Source organism: Bradyrhizobium sp. 134 (assembly GCF_023074155.1).
Lineage (GTDB): Bacteria > Pseudomonadota > Alphaproteobacteria > Rhizobiales > Xanthobacteraceae > Bradyrhizobium.
Window position 1 is genome coordinate 157858 of sequence record NZ_JADPKX010000046.1, and the last position, 18500, is coordinate 176357.

The 18500-nt window shown below is 64.7% G+C and carries 18 protein-coding genes; 9 read left to right on the forward strand and 9 right to left on the reverse strand.

The window, feature by feature from the left end; translation table 11 throughout:
* Nucleotides 1-147 precede the first annotated feature (147 nt).
* From IVA75_RS18175 to IVA75_RS18190, 4 genes are all read right to left on the reverse strand, one after another.
* A complete protein-coding gene (locus IVA75_RS18175) occupies nucleotides 148-1761 on the reverse strand; it encodes a benzoate-CoA ligase family protein (RefSeq protein ID WP_247283105.1) in 1614 nt (537 codons plus the stop codon).
* Nucleotides 1758-2897: an FAD-dependent monooxygenase gene (locus IVA75_RS18180; RefSeq protein ID WP_027515222.1), complete on the reverse strand. Its 1140-nt coding sequence runs from the start codon at nucleotides 2895-2897 to the stop codon at nucleotides 1758-1760. Before IVA75_RS18180 ends, IVA75_RS18175 begins: the two co-directional genes overlap by 4 nt.
* A gap of 266 nt (nucleotides 2898-3163) precedes the next feature.
* The gene (locus IVA75_RS18185; RefSeq protein WP_247283107.1) at nucleotides 3164-4021 is read right to left on the reverse strand and encodes a cysteine rich repeat-containing protein; all 858 of its coding nucleotides are present in this window, start codon (nucleotides 4019-4021) and stop codon (nucleotides 3164-3166) included.
* A gap of 152 nt (nucleotides 4022-4173) precedes the next feature.
* Nucleotides 4174-5175, reverse strand: a complete 1002-nt coding sequence (locus IVA75_RS18190; RefSeq protein ID WP_247283109.1) for an NADP-dependent oxidoreductase — start codon at nucleotides 5173-5175, stop codon at nucleotides 4174-4176.
* A gap of 208 nt (nucleotides 5176-5383) precedes the next feature.
* Between IVA75_RS18190 and IVA75_RS18195 the strand changes: the two genes are divergently transcribed.
* Both IVA75_RS18195 and IVA75_RS18200 read left to right on the forward strand, forming a co-directional pair.
* The gene (locus IVA75_RS18195; protein ID WP_027569994.1) at nucleotides 5384-6679 is read left to right on the forward strand and encodes a dicarboxylate/amino acid:cation symporter; all 1296 of its coding nucleotides are present in this window, start codon (nucleotides 5384-5386) and stop codon (nucleotides 6677-6679) included.
* 12 nt (nucleotides 6680-6691) lie between these two features.
* Entirely contained in the window at nucleotides 6692-7612 is a 921-nt protein-coding gene (locus IVA75_RS18200) for an amino acid ABC transporter substrate-binding protein (protein WP_247283111.1), read from the forward strand.
* Between the two features lie 72 nt (nucleotides 7613-7684).
* Here the strand turns inward: IVA75_RS18200 and IVA75_RS18205 are convergent, their stop codons facing one another.
* From IVA75_RS18205 to IVA75_RS18220, 4 genes are all read right to left on the reverse strand, one after another.
* Nucleotides 7685-8050: a nuclear transport factor 2 family protein gene (locus tag IVA75_RS18205; RefSeq protein ID WP_027569996.1), complete on the reverse strand. Its 366-nt coding sequence runs from the start codon at nucleotides 8048-8050 to the stop codon at nucleotides 7685-7687.
* Between the two features lie 158 nt (nucleotides 8051-8208).
* Entirely contained in the window at nucleotides 8209-8559 is a 351-nt protein-coding gene (locus IVA75_RS18210; RefSeq protein ID WP_007599359.1) for a RidA family protein, read from the reverse strand.
* Nucleotides 8560-8674: 115 nt separating this feature from the next.
* Nucleotides 8675-9595 carry a PHB depolymerase family esterase gene (locus IVA75_RS18215; RefSeq protein ID WP_247283113.1) on the reverse strand — a complete coding sequence of 307 codons (921 nt, stop codon included), beginning with the start codon at nucleotides 9593-9595 and terminating at the stop codon, nucleotides 8675-8677.
* The gene (locus IVA75_RS18220; RefSeq protein ID WP_247284082.1) at nucleotides 9596-11254 is read right to left on the reverse strand and encodes an FAD-binding dehydrogenase; all 1659 of its coding nucleotides are present in this window, start codon (nucleotides 11252-11254) and stop codon (nucleotides 9596-9598) included.
* Between the two features lie 292 nt (nucleotides 11255-11546).
* Here IVA75_RS18220 and IVA75_RS18225 point away from each other — a divergent pair, with 292 nt between their 5' ends.
* The 5 genes from IVA75_RS18225 to IVA75_RS18245 all read left to right on the forward strand — a co-directional run bounded on the left by IVA75_RS18225 (nucleotide 11547) and on the right by IVA75_RS18245 (nucleotide 15983).
* Nucleotides 11547-12017, forward strand: coding sequence for a hypothetical protein (locus IVA75_RS18225; protein ID WP_027569999.1), 471 nt, complete (start codon nucleotides 11547-11549; stop codon nucleotides 12015-12017).
* 304 nt (nucleotides 12018-12321) lie between these two features.
* Nucleotides 12322-12516 (forward strand): hypothetical protein, encoded by a 195-nt coding sequence (locus IVA75_RS18230; RefSeq protein ID WP_027570000.1) that lies wholly within the window; start codon nucleotides 12322-12324, stop codon nucleotides 12514-12516.
* Nucleotides 12517-12540: 24 nt separating this feature from the next.
* Nucleotides 12541-13131, forward strand: a complete 591-nt coding sequence (locus IVA75_RS18235) for an SCO family protein (RefSeq protein ID WP_247283115.1) — start codon at nucleotides 12541-12543, stop codon at nucleotides 13129-13131.
* Nucleotides 13132-13223: 92 nt separating this feature from the next.
* Nucleotides 13224-14159 carry a transporter substrate-binding domain-containing protein gene (locus tag IVA75_RS18240; RefSeq protein WP_027570002.1) on the forward strand — a complete coding sequence of 312 codons (936 nt, stop codon included), beginning with the start codon at nucleotides 13224-13226 and terminating at the stop codon, nucleotides 14157-14159.
* Between the two features lie 180 nt (nucleotides 14160-14339).
* Nucleotides 14340-15983: a lysine--tRNA ligase gene (locus tag IVA75_RS18245; protein WP_247283117.1), complete on the forward strand. Its 1644-nt coding sequence runs from the start codon at nucleotides 14340-14342 to the stop codon at nucleotides 15981-15983.
* A gap of 127 nt (nucleotides 15984-16110) precedes the next feature.
* Here the strand turns inward: IVA75_RS18245 and IVA75_RS18250 are convergent, their stop codons facing one another.
* Complete coding sequence (locus IVA75_RS18250) at nucleotides 16111-16764, reverse strand: helix-turn-helix transcriptional regulator (protein WP_247283119.1); 654 nt, start codon at nucleotides 16762-16764, stop codon at nucleotides 16111-16113.
* Nucleotides 16765-16968: 204 nt separating this feature from the next.
* On the opposite strand from IVA75_RS18250, the gene IVA75_RS18255 reads away from it, so the two are divergent.
* A complete protein-coding gene (locus tag IVA75_RS18255; protein WP_247283121.1) occupies nucleotides 16969-17313 on the forward strand; it encodes a DUF952 domain-containing protein in 345 nt (114 codons plus the stop codon).
* A complete protein-coding gene (locus IVA75_RS18260) occupies nucleotides 17310-18407 on the forward strand; it encodes a quinone-dependent dihydroorotate dehydrogenase (protein ID WP_247283123.1) in 1098 nt (365 codons plus the stop codon). Before IVA75_RS18255 ends, IVA75_RS18260 begins: the two co-directional genes overlap by 4 nt.
* Nucleotides 18408-18500 lie beyond the last annotated feature (93 nt).

Genomic DNA, 18500 nt, shown 5'->3' on the forward strand with positions numbered 1-18500 from the left:
CCGTCGTCCCGGCGAAGGCCGGGACCCATAACCACCTGGTTTGGTTTGGCGAAGACAGGTGGTGACCAGCTCGCGCAATAACTCTCACTCGGCGTATGGGTCCCGGCCTTCGCCGGGACGACAGCGAGAGTGTGGCCACATCCTTCCTCACATCCGCAACAGCGCCTGCCGGTCGATCTTCCCTGTCCCCGTCTTCGGCAACTCGTCGATGAAGATCACCTCACGCGGATATTTGTACGGAAGCAGCTTGCCTTTCACGTAGTCCTGCAGCCTGCGGGTCGTCTCGCTCTGATCCGCCGCGCGGCTGTTCATCACCACGACTGCCTTCAGCGTCATGCGCCGGTCCGGCAGCTCGGCCGCGAACACCGCGCATTCGCGGATGTCCGGGTGATCGGCGAGGCACAGCTCGACCTCAAGCGGGTAGACCCACTGGCCGGAGATCTTGATGAGATCGTCGGCGCGGCCGCGGAAGAAGTGAAAGCCGTCGGCATCGCGGACGAAGCGGTCGCCGGTGTAGATCCAGCCGCCTTCGCGGATGGTCTCGGCGGATTTGTCCGGCCGGTTCCAGTACAGCGGCGTGTTGGAATCGCCGCGCACCCACAAGATGCCTTCCTCGTCGTCGGCGACATCGCGGCCGTCCTTGTCGCGCAGCGCGACCTCGTAGCCGGGCACGCGCAGGCCGGCGGCGCCGAGCTTCTTCCGCTCGGGGCGGTTGGAGAGATAGATGTGCAGCACCTCGGTCGAGCCGAGGCCTTCGATGATATCGAGACCGGTGAGCGTCTTCCAGCCATTGAAGACGTCGGCCGAGAGCACCTCCGCGGCTGAGAGCGCCATGCGCAGGGACGAGAAGTCGGTCCTGTCGGCGCCCTCGGCCTTGGTCAGCGACGTATAAAGCGTCGGCAGGCCGAAGAAGACCGTCGGCTTGTATTGCTCGATCGCCTTGAAGATCGCCGCGGGCTTCGGCTGGCCCGGCAACAGCAGCGTGGTCGCGCTCGCCGAGAACGGGAAGGTGATCGCGTTGCCAAAGCCATAGGCGAAGAAGATTTTTGGTACCGAGAAGCAGATGTCCTCCGGCGTCAGCTTCAGCACGTTCCTGGCAAAGGCGGCCTCGCTATAGGCCATGTCGTGCTGGAGATGCACGATGCCCTTGGGCCGGCCGGTCGATCCGGACGAGTACATCCAGAACGCCATCTCGTTGCGGTGCGTGTCGGCTTCCGCGAGCTCAGTCGGAAATTGCGGGAGCCAGCCGGCGGCAGAAATGGCGTTTGGGGCTGCGTGATCGCTCACGGTGCCGTTGACGACGACCAGCGTATGCAGGGCCGTGTCCTTGCAGGCCTCCACGTTGAAACGTGCACAGAACTCGGCATCCGCCACCGCGACAGAAGCGCCGGAATCGGCGAGATAGAATTGCAGCAGATCCGGCGGCGTCAGCGTATTGATCAGCAATGGCACGAAGCCGGCGCGCACCGCGCCGAAGAACGCTGCCGGATAGGCCGGGGTATCGTCGAGGAACAGCAGCACGCGGTTGCCGCGCTCGAGGCCGAGCGAGGCAAAGCCGTTGCCCCAGCGCCCGGCTTCCGCGCAGAGCTCCGCGTAGGTGCGCGTGCCCGCGGGGCCAATGAGCGCGAGCTTGTCGCCGCATCCTCTTGCGAGATTGTCGAACAGCACGCGGCTGGCATTGTAGACCTGCGGAACGGAAAAGCCGATCTCGCGCGCGCCCGCGCTGTCGGCGGGCACCTGATCCTTAATCTGCCCGCTCATGCCTCATCCCCACCGTTCTTGGCGGCTTCGTAGCGCGCCATGAAGGCCGGCGACATTGCGCGCAGGCGGGAGTCGTCGATGCGGCCGGAGCGGGTGATGTAGCTGTAGGCAAAGTCCATCAGACCCTGCTGCATGTGCTGAGCAAAGTGCTCGTACCAGAACGCGCTGGTCCGCGCGGCGTTGACGAGCTTCTGCACCACCGGCTTTCGCGCGGCCTGGTAGCGATGCAGGGCGGTGGAGAGATGGGCATCCGACTCCAGCGCCTTGACCAGCGCAATGGCGTCCTCGATTGCGAGCCGCGTGCCCGAGCCGATCGAGAAATGCGCCGAGTGCAGGGCGTCACCGAGCAGCACCATGTTCTTGAACGACCAGTGCTCGTTCCAGACCCAGGGGAAGTTGCGCCAGACCGATTTATTGGAGACCAGCGAGCGGCCGCCGAGCGTGTCGGCGAACACCTCCTCGCAGACACCCTTGGACTGCTCCACGTCCTTGTAGGCGAAACCGTAGGCCTGCCAGGTCGCGTGATCGCATTCGACCAGGAACGTGCTCATGGTGGGCGAGTAGCGGTAGTGGTGGGCGTTGAAGGCGCCGCGGTCAGTCTTGACGAAGGTCTGCGACAGCGTGTCGAAGCGCTTGGAGGTGCCGTACCAGACGAACTTGTTGGAGGAGTAGGACAGCGAGGTGCCGAAATCGCCCTCGAAGGCGCGGCGTACCAGCGAGTTCAGCCCGTCGGCGGCGACGATCAGATCATGGCCGTTGAGCTGGTCGATGGAGTGGATCGGCGTGTCGAAGCGTGGGGTGACGCCGGCATCGAGCGCGCGCTGCTGCAGGAATCGCAAGAGTTCGAGCCGGCCGATCGAGGAGAAGCCGACACCGTCGATGGCCACGCTGTCGCCGCTCAGGTTCAGCGTGATGTTCTCCCAGCTCTCCATGTGCGGCGCGATCGCGTCGACCGTCTCGGGGTCGTCGGCACGCAAGAATTCCAGGGCTTGGTCCGAGAACACGACGCCAAAGCCCCAGGTCGCGTCGGCCGGGTTCTGTTCGAACAGGTCGACTTGATCCTCGGGGTGACGCTTCTTCCAGAGATAGGCGAAGTAGAGCCCACCGGGCCCCCCGCCAATCACGGCGATCCGCAACGTCTGTCCTCCCTGATTGACAGTATACTTACTATCTAGGGGTAGACTAATGTGCTCCGGCTACCCGCGCCAGCGGAATTATCGGCGAAGCGCGCGGCACGCCGAAGCTCATGTCCGGACGCGCGTTTGGCGCGTGTCCGAAGCAGTGACGTGCGAAGCATAGCCAAACCGCGCCGGCTTGGCCATCCGCAGGTCAGACGCAGGGTTTGATCCAGCCGCCGTTCACCAGCGCCGTGGTGCGGCGGGCCGCCGGATGGTTTGCTCCTCTAGCGTGCAGCAAACGGCGCCAGCACGTCCTTGCAGGCGGGCGATAGCGAAGCGGCATTGTTGGCAACGCATTGGATGATCCGACCGCCACCTGGCGCCACGCTGCCGCACAGCGTGCGGACATCCTCGCGACATGCGGACTGGACGATGAACAGCTCTTCGCGTGGCCGCAGCGAGCGCAGCACGATCACGGCAGGCGCGGCTGCCGGTGCAGCTGCCGCCGCAGGAGCGGCGCCCGCAGGTGCTGCCGTTGCTGCCGCGCCACCGCCGGCCGCGGCGCTCACGGCCTTCTCGCAGGCCGGCGAAACCTTTGCCTTGTTCTTCTCCAGGCATTCGAGCGCGGGCGCGCCGCCCGGCGGGACGCTGGCGCACACCTTGGGATAATCGGCCCGGCACGCGCTCTTGACGGCGGCGACCTGCGCGCTGCTCGGCGGCTTGGCCGCAGCGGCGGCTGCAGCAGCCTTGGGCGCGGCCGCGGCAGCGGGCTTTGCGGCGGGAGCGGATTCAGCCTTCGGCGCGGCAGGCGCGGTCTCCGCCTTGGGTGCAGCCTCCTTGGGTGCAGCTTCGGTCTTCGGCGCGGCTTCGGCCTTCGGCGCCGCAGCTGGCTCGACGGCGCGAACCGCGGTTTGGCATCCGGAGGACAGGCCCGACATGTTCTTCTGCAGACATTGATAAGCTTCCACACCGCCCGGCGTGACGCTCGAACAGTGCGCGATGAAGTCCGAGCGGCATGCGGAGCGGATCGCGCTCTTCTGCGCCTCGGTCGGTGCTTGTGCGAACGCGCCTGCTGCAGTTGCGAAGAGAGCCGCCGCCAGCAACGTCCCGCGTGCCGACGCATGTTTCAACATGTTGAACATCTGAGTGAATTCCCGCCCTGTCGATAACGCCGACATTTTTTCAAATGTGATGCAAACAATCGTCGCGGGTGATGCCGCGCGCGGCATCATTGGCCGCCGCGACCTCTACCGCAAGTAGATATTGGCTTTGCAATTGCGACGTAACTACGTCGTCAGAGCTTGACCATCCGCTTGCCGCGGTTGTCGCCCGCCAGCAATCCGATCAGTGCTTTCGGCGTGTTCTCGAGGCCGTCGATGATGTCCTCCTGCACCTTCAGCTTGCCGGATGTGACCCAAGCCTGGAGGTCGGCGAGCGCGCGCTGGCTTTCCTTCATGTAGTCCATCACGATGAAGCCTTGCATGACGAGCCGTTTCACCACGATCAGGCCGGGCACGCCGCGCGGGCCGTGTGCCGAGGGCGCGCCGTCATATTGCGAGATCGCGCCGCAGCAGGCGATGCGGCCGTAATTGTTCATCTGCGGCAGACAGGCCTCGAGAATGTCGCCGCCGACATTGTCGAAATAGACGTCGATGCCCTTCGGAGCTGCCGCGCGCAACGCCTTGAACACCGCGCCGTCCTTGTAGTCGACGGCTGCATCGAAGCCGAGCTCGGAGGTCAGCCAGCTGCACTTGTCGGCGCCGCCGGCGATGCCGACCACGCGGCATCCCTTGATCTTCGCGATCTGCCCGACGATCGAGCCGACCGAGCCTGCGGCCGCGGAGACCACGACCGTCTCGCCCTCTTTGGGCTTGCCGATCTCCAGCAGGCCGAAATAAGCCGTGAGGCCGGCGATGCCGAACACGCTGAGCAGATGCGTCATCGGCTCGAGCTTCGGCATCTTGGTGAGGTGCTTGGCGGGCACTGCCGCCAACTCCTGCCAGCCGGTGTCGCCGAACACGATGTCGCCCGGCGCAAGCCCCGGCGCCTTCGAGCTGACGACCTCGGCGATGGCGCCGCCGGCCATCACGCTGTTGGCTTCGACTGCTGAACGATAGGTCGCGCCGTGCATCCAGGCGCGGTTGGCGGCGTCGAGCGAGATGTATCGCACGCGCAGCAAGGCCTCGCCGTCCTTCGGCTCGGGCACCGCACCTTCGACCAGCTTGAAGTGCTCGGGGCCGAGCTTGCTGCTGGGCTTTTCCACCAAAAGAATCTGACGATTGACGCTGCCGCTCATGATGTTTCCCCTCGGTCGTTTGACGATTATTGATGCAGCTGCCGCAAGAAAAACGTGCAAGCCGCTTTCGTTGTGCGCTGCATGAAGGCTAGATGGCGGGCGCCAGTTTCGCAACGGGAACATCCGCCCCGACGATCGCACGCCAAGCGTGTTGCGCAGCCGTCATATCTGCGACATCATGAAGCGGTCGGTGTAGCGGGGGTGTTCAATGTCGAACAGGTTTACGCAATTCATTCTGGTGGCGATGGTGCTCGGCATCATCATGGGCGCGGCGATCTACAATTTCCTGCCCGATACGCGGGGCGATTGGGCCTCGTCCATCAACCTGATCGCCGTGATTTTCCTGCGCCTGATCAAGATGATCATCGCGCCGCTGGTGTTTGCGACCCTGGTCGGCGGCATTGCTCATATGGGTTCGGGCTCCAAGCTCGGCCGCATCTTCGCCAAGACCATGGGCTGGTTCGTCAGCGCCTCTTTCGTCTCGCTGATGCTCGGCCTCGTGATGGTCAATCTGCTCCAGCCCGGCGCGAATTTCCCCGGTACGCTGCCTGACAAGGCGCAGTCGACCGGCCTGCCGGTTTCCGCCTTCTCGATCGAAAAATTCCTGACCCATCTGATCCCGACCTCGATCGCGGACGCGATGGCGCAGAACGAGATCCTGCAGATCGTGATCTTCGCCGTGTTCTTCTCGGTGGCGATGGGCTCGATGCCCGAGCGCTCCAAGCCGATCCTGGCGCTGATCGACGATATCGGCCACATCATGCTCAAGGTGACGGGCTATGTGATGCTGTTCGCGCCGTTCGCGGTCTGGGCCGCCATCACCGCGACGGTTGCCAAGAACGGCCTGCTGGTGCTCTGGAAGCTCATCGTCTTCATGGGTGGCTTCTATCTCTCGCTCGCGCTGCTGTGGGGCATCCTGGTGGTCGTGGGCTTCATCGTGATCGGGCCGCGCTACGCCCATCTGCTGAAGCTGATCCGCGAGCCGCTGATGATCGCGTTCTCCACCGCGAGCTCCGAAGCGGCCTATCCGAAAACCCTGGAGGGGCTGAACAAGTTCGGCGCCTCGTCGCGGATATCGAGCTTCGTGCTGCCGCTCGGCTATTCCTTCAATCTCGACGGCACCATGATGTACTGCACCTTCGCGAGCGTCTTCATCGCGCAGAGCTACCACATCGACATGCCGCTCGGCACCCAGCTCGCGATGCTGGCGACCCTGATGATCACCTCGAAGGGCGTCGCCGGCGTGCCGCGCGCTTCCCTCGTGGTGATCGCCTCGACGCTGTCGCAGTTCGGCATCCCCGAGGCAGGCCTGTTGATGATCATGGGTATCGACACCTTCCTCGACATGGGCCGCAGCGCCACCAACGTGATCGGCAACACGCTCGCGACCTCGGTGGTAGCCAAGTGGGAAGGCGAACTCGGGCCCGAGCACGAGCTTGAGCCGGGCGATGCCGTGCCGGGGGACATGATCCCCGGCGAAGTGCCTGCGATGGCCGGCCATTGATTGGAGTGCATCATGCGCCTTTCAATGGCGATATCGGGCGGCTTGTTGCTGGCAGCGTGCCAGCTGGCCACGGGTGCCTCCGCCCAGACCGGTGGCAGCGAAGGGCTTAGCCCGACGCTGTCAGCGATCAAGACCGCGCACACCGTGCGGCTCGGCTATCGCGAGAGCTCGCCGCCGTTCTCCTTCCTCGATCAGGCCAACCGGCCGATCGGCTACAGCCTCGAGCTTTGCGAGGCCATCGTCGAGGAGATCGGCGTCGAGGTCGACGATCCCAATCTCAAGATCGCCTACGTCAAGGTCACCTCGGATGACCGCATCGACGCCGTGCTCCAGAACAAGATCGACCTGGAATGCGGCTCGACCACGGCCAATGCCGAGCGCGGCAAGCGCGTCGCCTTCTCGCCGCTGATGTTCGTTGCCGGCACCAAACTGATGGTGCCGAAGGCGTCCAGCGTCCAGTCACTGACTGATCTGAAGGGCAAGACTATCGTGGTGACGAAGGGGACCACCAACGAGCAGGCGATCCAGGCGGCCGACAAGAAGTCCTCGTTGGGACTGACCATCGTTGTCGGTGCCGATCACGAACAGTCATACCAGATGCTCGTCGACGGCAAGGCCGATGCGTTTGCGACCGACGACATCCTGCTGTCCAGCCTGATCGTGCGCCACAAGGCACAGGACAAGTTCCGCGTCACCGGCGATTACCTGTCCTACGATCCCTACGGCATCATGTTCCGCAAGGGCGAGCCGCAACTGACGGCCGTGGTCGATCGCACCTTCCGCAAGCTCGGCTCCAACCACGACCTCGTTCCGCTCTACAACAAATGGTTCACCGCAAGGCTTCCGACCGGCGAACGGCTGAACGTGCCGATCTCGCTGCAGCTGGAGGAAGCCTTCAAGGCGATGGACGATTCTGCGAGCGCGAATAACTAGTGCCTGTGCGACGAGCGCCGCTGCGCCCTCTCCCTTTACAAGGGAGAGGGCCTGGCAACCATCAGCGCGTGCTCACGCGCCTGCGGGCACCTGGTCCAGAAATCCCGTGATGCTCCTGATACGGCCGTCCTTCAGCACGGCGAAATCAGTCCCCTTGATCGGGCTGTCGATGCCATCGGGACCAAGGCCCCAACTGAAGCGGACATGGTCGCCGTAGCCGTTGGGCTCGCCGATCAGCTTGAACTTGAAATCGGGGAAGCGCTGCTGCACGCCTGCGATCAGCGCATCGACGCCGTCATGGCCGTCGCCCTTCATCAGGGGATCGACATAGCTCGCATCCGCGGTCCAGTTCTGGCTCAGCAGTTCGCGCCGGCGGCCGGCTGCACGCTCGTTCCAGAGATCGATGTAGCGGCGGGCGATGGTGATGGGGTCGGTCATTGTCGTCTCCTTCGATGGCGCCGTGTCGTTCGGCTGACCTGACTATCGAAGGTTTGCGCGCGCTGATCGATTACCTCGGAGGTCATGCGCATGATCCGGGAAGGCGGTTTCCCGATCGGATCATGCGTCGACAAGCGCGCGCAAATGTCGTCGCGAACTTACTTCGCCGCCGTGACCATGATTTCGACGGTGTATTGGGCTGCCGCGAGCTTGGCTTCGACGGTGGCGCGTGCCGGCGTGTTGCCGGGCGAGACCCAGGCGTCCCACACCGCGTTCATCTCGCCAAACGTCTTCATGTCGGTGATGTAGATCGTGGCCGAGAGCAGCTTCGACTTGTCGGTGCCGGCCTTGGCGAGATGGCTGTCGATGGTCGCCAGGATGTCCTGGGTCTGCTTCGTCACGCTTTCGCCGGCGGCGTTGTTGGCGACGACACCGGCGAGATAGACGGTGTTGCCGTGCACGACGACCTGGCTCATGCGCGGGCCGGTTTCAAGACGCTGAATGCTCATTGGGAGTCTCCTTTGAATGGCGGCTCTGTCTAGCGCAGCGGCCTGCCTCGTGCCACCCCAGGCACGCATGCGTTGCCAGGCACGCATGCGTCGCCGGCTATGCATGCGCTGCACTTCAAGGAAACTGGCCGAAGAACGTCCAGATCGTCTCGGCGGCGTCGATGTCGCCGTTCTGCGATCCGAGCAAGCTGGCGGCGACCTTCGGGAAGCGGGCATCCGGAGAAAATCCGGGCATGCGGTGCCCGCCTTGATTGATGCGATAAAGCACGACGTCGTGCCCTCCAGGACAGCGCGACGAGATCCGTGTCACCGTGGACTGGTCTGCAGGCGCCCTGTCGGGCAAATCGGTCGCGTCGGCATTGTCGGTCTCGCAGCCGTTGAGCTTGCGCCAGAACGCAAGCGTCTCGTCGGTGGACCAGAACCCGTCTGCGGCATAATAGCTCGATCCGCGGCCGCCCTCGTAGGGGACCAGCGGATCGGCGGTGCCGTTCATCAGCAGCATCGGCAGCGGCCGCGACGGATGGCACGTGACTGCGGCCTCATCGGTGAGGTTCATGCTCACGCTCGCGCCGGCAGCAAACAGATCGGCGCGGGCACAGACCAGCGTCATCGCCATGGCGCCGCCATTGGAGATGCCGGTGACATAGACGCGGCGAGGATCGGCGGTGCCGCTCGCCACCAGCTTCTCGACGAGCTTTGCGATGAAGGCGACGTCGTCGGTGCCCGCGGGCGGGCCACGGAGCGCCGGTCCCGCCTTGGTCCTCGCATCGGCCCATGCGTGGTTGAGGCCATCAGGAAAGACCACGGCAAACCCTTCGCGTTTTGCGACCTGCGGCCACGCCGTCCGTGTCATCATGTCGGCGCCGCGCTGGGTCTTGCCATGCAGCACGACGACGAGCGGCACGAGCCGCTTCGTTGGCAGTTGCACAGTGTAGGACCGCTTCACGCCGTCGATGTCGATCGTGTCGGCGGACGCAGCCGAAGTGGCGGCCAATGCCGCGACAAACGCCGCGATGCGCGTTCGCCGCCGCATCATCTAGCCCACGGCTTTCGCCGCGGCGCGGCCCGCATTGCGGCCCGAGAACAGGCAGCCGCCGAGGAACGTGCCTTCCAGCGAGCGATAGCCGTGCACGCCGCCGCCGCCGAAGCCGGCGGCTTCGCCCGCTGCATAGAGACCGGGGATGACGCTGCCCTCCTCGCCGAACACGCGCGAAGAGAGGTCGGTCTCGAAACCGCCCAGCGTCTTGCGGGTGAGGATGTTGAGCTTGACCGCGATCAGTGGCCCTTGAGCGGGATCGAGGATGCGGTGCGGGGAGGCGGTGCGGATCAGCCTGTCGCCGATATAGCGCCGCGCATTGTGGATGTTCATCACCTGCGCATCCTTGACGTAAGGATTGGCGATCTCACGGTCGCGCGCCTCGATCTGCATCTTGATGTGCTCGAGCTTGAGGAGGTCGCTGCCGGTCAGCTTGTTCATGGCCGCAACGAGGTCCTCGATCTTGTCGCGCACGATGAAGTCGACACCATGGCTTTTGAACGCTTCCACCGGCGCCGGCGCGCCCTTGTTGGTGGCGCGCTTGATGGTCATGCGCCAGCTCTTGCCGGTGAGGTCGGGGTTCTGCTCCGAGCCCGACAGCGCAAACTCCTTCTTGATGATGCTCTGGGTCAGGATGAACCAGGAATAATCGTACCCGGTGGACATGATGTATTGGAGCTGGCCGAGCGTGTCGGAGCCGGGAAACAACGGCGCCGGCAAGCGCGTGCCGGTGGCATCGAACCACATCGAGGAGGGGCCGGGCAGGATGCGGATGCCGTGGCGCGGCCAGATCGGTGACCAGTTCTGGATGCCTTCGACATAATGCCACATGCGGTCGCGGTTGATCAGGCGCGCGCCTGCTTTCTCGGTGATGCCGATCATGCGGCCGTCGACATGCTCGGGCACGCCCGAGATCATGAATTTCGGCGGCGCACCGAGCCGCTTCGGCCAGTTCTGCCGCACCAGCTCGTGATTGCCGCCGATGCCGCCGGACGCCACGATCACGGCTTGGGCCTTCAACGCAAACTCGCCGACGACGTTGCGCGATGAGCTCTTGCCGCGCTCGACATTATCCGGGGCGAGAATGGCGCCGCTGACGCCATCCACCGTGCCGTTGGTGATCGAGAGCGCATCGACGCGATGGCGGAACCGAAAGCTCAGCCGGCCGGTTCTGACGGCCTCGCGCGCGCGGCGCTCGAACGGCTCGACGATGCCGGGCCCGGTGCCCCAGGTGACATGAAAGCGCGGCACCGAATTGCCGTGGCCCATGGCGTCATAGCCGCCGCGCTCGGCCCATCCGACCACGGGGAAAATGCGATGGCCCATCGCGCGCAGCCACGCACGCTTCTCGCCGGCCGCGAACGCCACATAGGCCTCGGCCCATTGCCGCGGCCAGAAATCCTCGTCACGGTCGAAGCCGGCGGTGCCGAGCCAGTCCTGCATCGCGAGGTCGAAGGAGTCCTTGATGCCGAGCCGGCGCTGCTCCGGCGAATCGACCAGGAACAATCCGCCGAACGACCAGAACGCCTGGCCGCCCAGCGACTGCTCGCCCTCCTGGTCGACCACGATCACGCGCTTGCCGGCGTCCGCGATCTCGGTTGCGGCCACGAGGCCCGACAGTCCTGCGCCGACAACGATGACGTCAGTCTCTTCAGCCATCTGTTCGGCCATATGCTTTCCCCTCCATGTGTTTCCCCTCCACAGGTTCCCCCCTGTAGTTGCCCGGATTGAAGCCGGCGGTTGCAACTGAGATCAAGAGTATGGCGCGTAAGACATCGTTAACTTGTTCCACTTCGGGAAAAAGACCGGCTGAGTGCAGCGCCGGCGCAACACTGGATTTGAATTTGTTTTGAGCGAGCCGGCATGCCTAGACAAAACCGCGGTTACGACGGACCCTAGCAGGGCATCACCACCTGACACACAGATTCGAATTCGACTGGGGCGGGGGCCAATGAAGTTTCTGACGGGGTTGCTTGCGGCGGTTCTCCTGATCGCGAGCATGGGCGCTTCTCACGCGGTGGTTCGGATCGCGGATGACCGCGGTGGCCGGATCGGAACCTACGTCGACAAATACCAGGACCTGCGGCAGTCGGGCGACACCGTCATCATCGACGGTCTCTGCGCCTCTGCCTGCACCATCGTCCTCGGCGCCATCCCGCCTGACCGCATCTGCGTGACGTCGCACGCGACACTGGGCTTCCACGCCGCGTGGGATTTCGGCAGCAACGGCCGCGCCGTCACCAATACCGAAGCGACCCAGATGCTCTATGCGATGTATCCTTCGCAGGTGAAACGCTGGATCAATCAGCGCGGCGGCCTCACCCCGCATATGCTCTTCCTGAAGGGCAGGCAGCTCCAGGCCATGTACAAGCCCTGCTACCTCGACGCGCAGGCCTCCGCCAACAAGCCATCGCCGCGGTAGGGCGCGGCGGTCATTCGCCTTTCACTAATTGATCGTCATGGCCGGCCGTAGCCGTCCGAAGGTCGGCGTCGCTTTCGCTCGCCTATGTCCCGGCCATCCACGTTTTTGGCCCGGCTGGAAAGTCCGTGGATGCCCGGGCCTTCGCCTCGCCGGAGCGGCTTCGGCCGCGCAGGCGGGACAAGCCCGGGCATGATGGAGATCCTCCGCCCCAATTGATCTCCGACCCGCCGGCTGCGCTTGCCCGGTCCCGTCCCAGCGCCTATTTGAAAGGCAGGGAATTCCGGCCTTCACCCCGATCGTTGTCATGGCTCAACCACTGCACCCCGCACATCCTGTATCGGACAATTCGCCCACTGCCGGCCGGATGCCGTTCGTGCTGCTGTTGGCGGGTGCTGGCGTCGGCGGCCTGGTCGTGCTCGGCGTGCTCGCGCTCTGGTTCCACTACGGCAGCCAGGTGTTCTTCGAAATGATCAGGACCGGTTTCGCCGCCTGCTTCTGACCCGCGACAGGAAGTTTTCCGCCCATGAGCTCCGCCGCCCGTCCGCTGGTGATCGCGACCGCCTTCGCCGCAAGCCTCATCCTCGGGCTGCTGATCGTATTCTGGGCCATGGGTGGGGTCAGCAAGGTGGCGCAGCCGGCCGCGATCGGCGGCCCGTTCCAGCTCACTGACCAGAACGGCAAGGCCGTCACCGACAAGAACCTCAAGGGCAAGCCGACCCTGATCTTCTTCGGCTACACCCATTGCCCCGACGTCTGCCCGACCTCGCTGTTCGAGATCTCGGAAGTGCTGCGCGCGTTGGGCAAGGACGCCGACAAGGTCAATGCCGTCTTCATCTCGGTCGATCCCGAGCGCGATACGCCGGCGGCGATGAAGGATTATCTGTCGAGCTTCGACCCGCACCTCGAGGGCCTGAGCGGCGATCCTGCCGAGACCGCCAAGGTGATCACCTCCTACCGGGTCTACGCCAAGAAGGTCCCGACCAAGGACGGTGACTACACCATGGACCACACCGCGCTGATCTATCTGATGGACCGCGACGGCCGCTTCGTCTCGCCATTCAACCTGAAGCGCACGCCTGAAGAGGCCGCGGTGGACTTGAAGCGGTATCTGTAGGCTTCCCTATTGGCCGCAATCCGCGCTCGCGTTCCCGGCCGGATGGGCTATAAGGCCCTCCGATCCCAACGAAAATCGTTCATTTTCAGCCGATGGCCCCATCGCAACAGGCGAAATCGTCCAAATCCGCCCGTGGCTTGCTGACCGGGCTGGTCGTCGGCGTCTGCCTGCTCGCTGCTGCGCCGCGCGCGCAGGCGCAGGCCCCGGCCAAGCAGCCCCCAACGGCTCCGCAAGCCTCACCCCAGGTCGCGCCGCAAGCCGCCCCGCAGGCCGTGCCGGGCTTCTGGGACCCGCGGCGGCGGCCGGAGCGGCCGGATTTGTCGCGCCTGACCGTGATCCGCTTCCTGACCGAAACTGATTATCCGCCGTTCAACTATACCGGCGCCGACGGCAATCCGGCCGGCTTCAACGTCGACTTCGCCCGCGCGCTGTGCGAGGAGATCAAGGTCACCTGCACGGTGCAGATGCGCCGCTTCGAGACGCTGGTCGACGCGCTCGCCTCCAACCGGGGCGACGCCATCATCGCCTCGATGGCGGTGAGCCCGCAGCTCCGCGCCCGGGTCGACTTCACCGATCCCTATTACCGCGTGCCAGCGCGCTTCGCCTCGCGCAAGGACGCGGTGATGCCGGAGATCCGTCCCGAATATCTCGAGGGCAAGAAGGTCGGCGTCATCGCCGGCTCCGCGCATGAAGCCTATCTCAAGGCGATGTTCACCGACGCCGAGCTGCACCCCTATCCCAACGACGACGCCATGCGCGGCGCCTTGCGCAAGGGCGAGGTCGATTTCATCTTCGGCGACGCCATCGCGCTCGCGTTCTGGATCAACGGCACCGATTCCGGCGATTGCTGCGCCTTCTCCGGCGGCCCCTTCGTCGAAAGCCGGTTCTTCGGCGAGGGCATCGGCATCGCCGTGCGCAAGGGCAACGACGTGCTGCGCCAGGCCCTGAACTGGGCGATGTTCCGCGTCTGGGAAAAGGGCCGCTACACGGATCTGTGGCTGCGGTACTTCTCGGTGAGCCCGTTTTAGCTTCGCTGCCTGCTCTGCCGTCATTGCGAGGAGCCCTTGCGACGAAGCAATCCAGGCTGTTTCCGCAGTGGCAGTCTGGATTGCTTCGCTTCGCTCGCAATGACGGCGCGGTGGCAGTACTCCGCAGAAATTGCATTCTGCCTGGAAATCGCTATTTTCCGCGGCCCGGAGGCCCCTTAGATGTCCGTTATCGATCTTGCCGCGAACCCGAGCGATCTGCGTGCGCTCGCCGAACAATCCAACGCCTGGCCGTTCGAGCAGGCGAAGGCCATTGTCGCGCGGCTGAAGAAAAGCCCGAAGGACGAGGTGCTGTTCGAGACCGGCTACGGGCCGTCAGGCCTGCCGCATATCGGCACCTTCGGCGAGGTCGCGCGCACCTCGATGGTGCGGCACGCTTTTCATGTGCTGACCGAAAACAAGATCAAGACCCGCCTGCTCGCGTTCTCCGATGACATGGACGGGTTTCGGAAAGTGCCCGACAACGTCCCCAACAAGGAGATGCTGGCCGCGCATCTCGGCAAGCCGCTGACCCGCGTGCCGGATCCGTTCCCCAACGAATATCCGTCGTTCGGGCACCACAACAATGCGCGGCTGCGCGCCTTCCTCGATCATTTCGGCTTCGACTACGAATTCGCGAGCTCGACCGACTATTATACGTCCGGCCGTTTCGACGCGACGCTGCTCAAGATGTTAGCTGCCTACGACAAGGTGATGGCGATCATCCTGCCGACGCTCGGACCCGACCGCCGCGCGACCTATTCGCCGTTCCTCCCCATCAGCAAGACCACGGGTGTCGTGCTGCAGGTGCCGATGATCCGCCGCGACGTTGCGGCCGGCACGGTGACCTATCTCGATCCCGATACCAACCAGGAAGTCGAGACCCCGGTCACCGGCGGCAACGTCAAGTGCCAATGGAAGGCCGACTGGGCGATGCGCTGGGTCGCGCTCGGCGTCGATTACGAGATGGCCGGCAAGGATTTGATCGACTCGGTCAAACTCTCCGGCGCGATCGCGAGGGCGCTCGGCGCCACGCCGCCGGAAGGCTTCAACTACGAACTCTTCCTCGACGACAAGGGCCAGAAGATCTCGAAGTCGAAGGGCAACGGCCTCACCATCGACGAATGGCTGCGCTACGCCTCGCCGGAATCGCTGTCGCTGTTCATGTATCGCGAGCCGAAGGCGGCCAAGCGGCTGTATTTCGACGTCATCCCGCGCAACGTCGACGACTACCAGCAATTCATCGACGGCTTTGCCAAGCAGGACGCCAGGCAGCAGCTCGGCAATCCGGTCTGGCATGTCCACAGCGGCCATCCGCCGAAGTTCGACATGCCCGTCACGTTCCAGCTCTTGCTGACGCTGGTGTCGTCGTCGAATGCGGAGAATGCCGAGACGCTGTGGGGTTTCATTGGCCGCTACCGGCCCGGCGTGAGCCCGCAAACGCATCCCAAGCTCGATGCGATGGTCGGCTATGCCATCAACTATTATCGCGACTTCGTCGCGCCGACGAAGACGTTCCGCGAACCGACCGACACCGAGCGCGCGGCGCTGCAGGATCTGCGGGATGCATTATCGCAGCTTCCGCAGGACGCCTCGGCCGAGGACATCCAGAACGTCGTCTACGAGATCGGCCGCCGCGAGCCGTTCCTCGACCAGGTCAAGAAGGGCAAGGACGGCCGTCCCGGCGTGACACTCGACTGGTTCAACATGCTCTACCAGGTGCTGCTCGGCCAGGAAAAAGGCCCGCGCTTCGGCTCCTTTGTCGCGGTGTATGGCGTGCAGAACGCGGTGAACATGATCGACGGCGCGCTGGCGCGGAGTGCGTGAGTCCAGCACTCACCGTCATCGTCCGCGAAGGCGGACGATCCAGTATTCCAGAGACCGCCGTGCTGAACCGAGACGCCGCGGCGTACTGGATTCCCCGCTTTCGCGGGGAATGACAGCGGAGCACCCCTCACTGGCTCGCCCACACGATCCTTGCGATCCACGCAACCTCGCTCGCTGCCATCGTCCGCTCGGGCTGTGGCGGATCGAGCGGCTGCAAATCCAGAACCTTTGCTGTGCGGCGCTTCAGCGTTGCCACCGTGACCTCGCCCGCTTTGGTCTTCACCACCACGCGATCGCCTTTGCGGACCGGTGTGCCGGGTGAGACCAGGATGACGTCGCCGTCGCGATAGGCGGGCTGTAGCGCTTCGCCGGAAATCTGCAGCGCGAAGCTGTGGCTGTCTTCGGCGGTGGGAAGCGCAAACTCGGTCCAGCTCTTGCCGATGGGAAAGCCGGACTCGTCGAAGGCGCCGCTCGCGCTCGCCAGCGCGAAGCCGAGCAGCGGCACCGAGCGGCCGCCGCCCGTCTCGTCGCCGACCAGCCTGGCAAAGGTGTCGATCGAGGAATCTGCCGCCGCCAGCGCTTTCGCGATCGATTCGGTCGAGGGCCAGCGCTCGCGGCCGTCGGAGGTGACGCGCTTGGACTTGTTGAAGGTGGTGGGATCGAGCCCGGCGCGCTTGGCAAGGCCCGACGGTGACAGGCCGGCACGCTCCGCCAGCCGATCCAGCGCGCCCCAGATCTGGTCGTGAGAGAGCATCCTCTGCGCTTTGGCCTGTCTGACCATGGAAGGTCCAGCCCGTCGCAACTCAGGAAAACTATCCTCAAATCAATCGGTTTTCCGTTTTCGGTGCAAGAGGCGGCGTCTAAGTCTTGAGTTCGGCAGGGGTGGCCTTTACGGTCCCGCCCGGGATTTAACGACCCACGAGAGACGAAAATCCCCAGGAGACTCAAAGAGCTGTCTCCACGGGCAAACAGGACTGCGTAAGCGGTGGTCAAGATCTACAAAATCTGTCCGGCCTCGGCCTGGCGTGAGGCGGAACGGCAGGGTGTCTACCGCGGCAGCGCGGACGATTCGCGCGACGGATTCATCCATTTCTCGACCGCATCCCAGGTTCCCGAGACCCTGCAGAGGCATTATGTTGGGCAGCGCGCGCTGTTCCTGGTCGAGGTCGACGGCGATGCGCTCGGCAGCGCATTGCGCTGGGAGCGTTCGCGCAATGAGGAGCTGTTTCCGCATCTCTATGGCGAGCTCGATCTCGGCGCTGTGATGGCCGTGATGAACCTCAACACGCGCTCCGACGGCGGCCACGACGTTCCGGAGCTTGCCCCGTGATCCGCGCTTTCGACGCTCTCTCGCTGCCGGTGTTGCGTTGGCTCGATCCGGAGGATGCGCATCGCCTCGCGATCCAGGGCCTGCGCTTCCTGCCGCCGGGCAAGCCGCAGGCTGACGATCCCAAGCTCGCGGTGCGTGCCTTCGGGCTCAACTTCCCCAATCCGATCGGCATGGCCGCGGGCTTCGACAAGAGCGCCGAAGTGCCGGATGCGCTGCTGCGGCTCGGCTTCGGCTTCGTCGAGATCGGCTCGGTGACGCCGAAACCGCAAAGCGGCAATCCGCGGCCGCGGCTGTTTCGCCTGGAGCGCGACGAGGCCGTGATCAACCGCATGGGCTTCAACAATGACGGCGCGGAGACCGCCCTGCGCCGGCTCGCGGCGCGCGCGCAGCACGGCGGCATCGTCGGCGTCAATGTCGGCGCCAACAAGGATTCGCCCGATCGCGTCAATGACTACGTCAAGCTGATCGAGACCTTTGCGCCGGTCGCGAGCTATTTCACCGTCAACGTCTCCTCGCCGAACACGCCGGGCCTGCGCAATCTGCAGGAAGGCGCGCTGCTCGACGATCTCCTCGCCAGGGTGATCGACGCGCGCCAGCGGGTGCGCGAGAGCGCCGGCGACACGCCGGTGCTGCTCAAGATCGCGCCGGATCTGAGCCTCGCCCAGCTCGACGACGTCGTGCAGGTCGCGCGCTCGCGCCGGGTCGACGGCATGATCGTGTCGAACACCACCATCGCGCGGCCGAGCACGCTGCGCGAGGAGATGCGCGCCAAGGAGCAGGGCGGCCTGTCAGGCCGGCCGCTGTTCCGGCTGTCGACGCGGATGGTCGCCGAGACCTATGTGCGCGTCGAGGGCGCATTCCCCCTGATCGGCGTCGGCGGCGTGGATTCGGGCGGCGCCGCGCTGACGAAAATCCGCGCCGGCGCGAGCCTGATCCAGCTCTATTCGTCGCTGGTCTACAAGGGCCTCGGCCTCGTCGACGAGATCAAGCGCGACCTCACCTCAACCCTATTGCGCACCGGGCGGGATTCTCTCTCCGAGATCGTCGGCTCCGACGCCGCCACGTTGACGGCGGAAACCTGGCCGGGGATGTAGCTCTTCGCGGCGTAGCCCGGATGGAGCGAAGCGCAATCCGGGATTCGATCCGCGGACGCGAAGGCCCCGGACTACGCTTTCGCTCCATCCGGG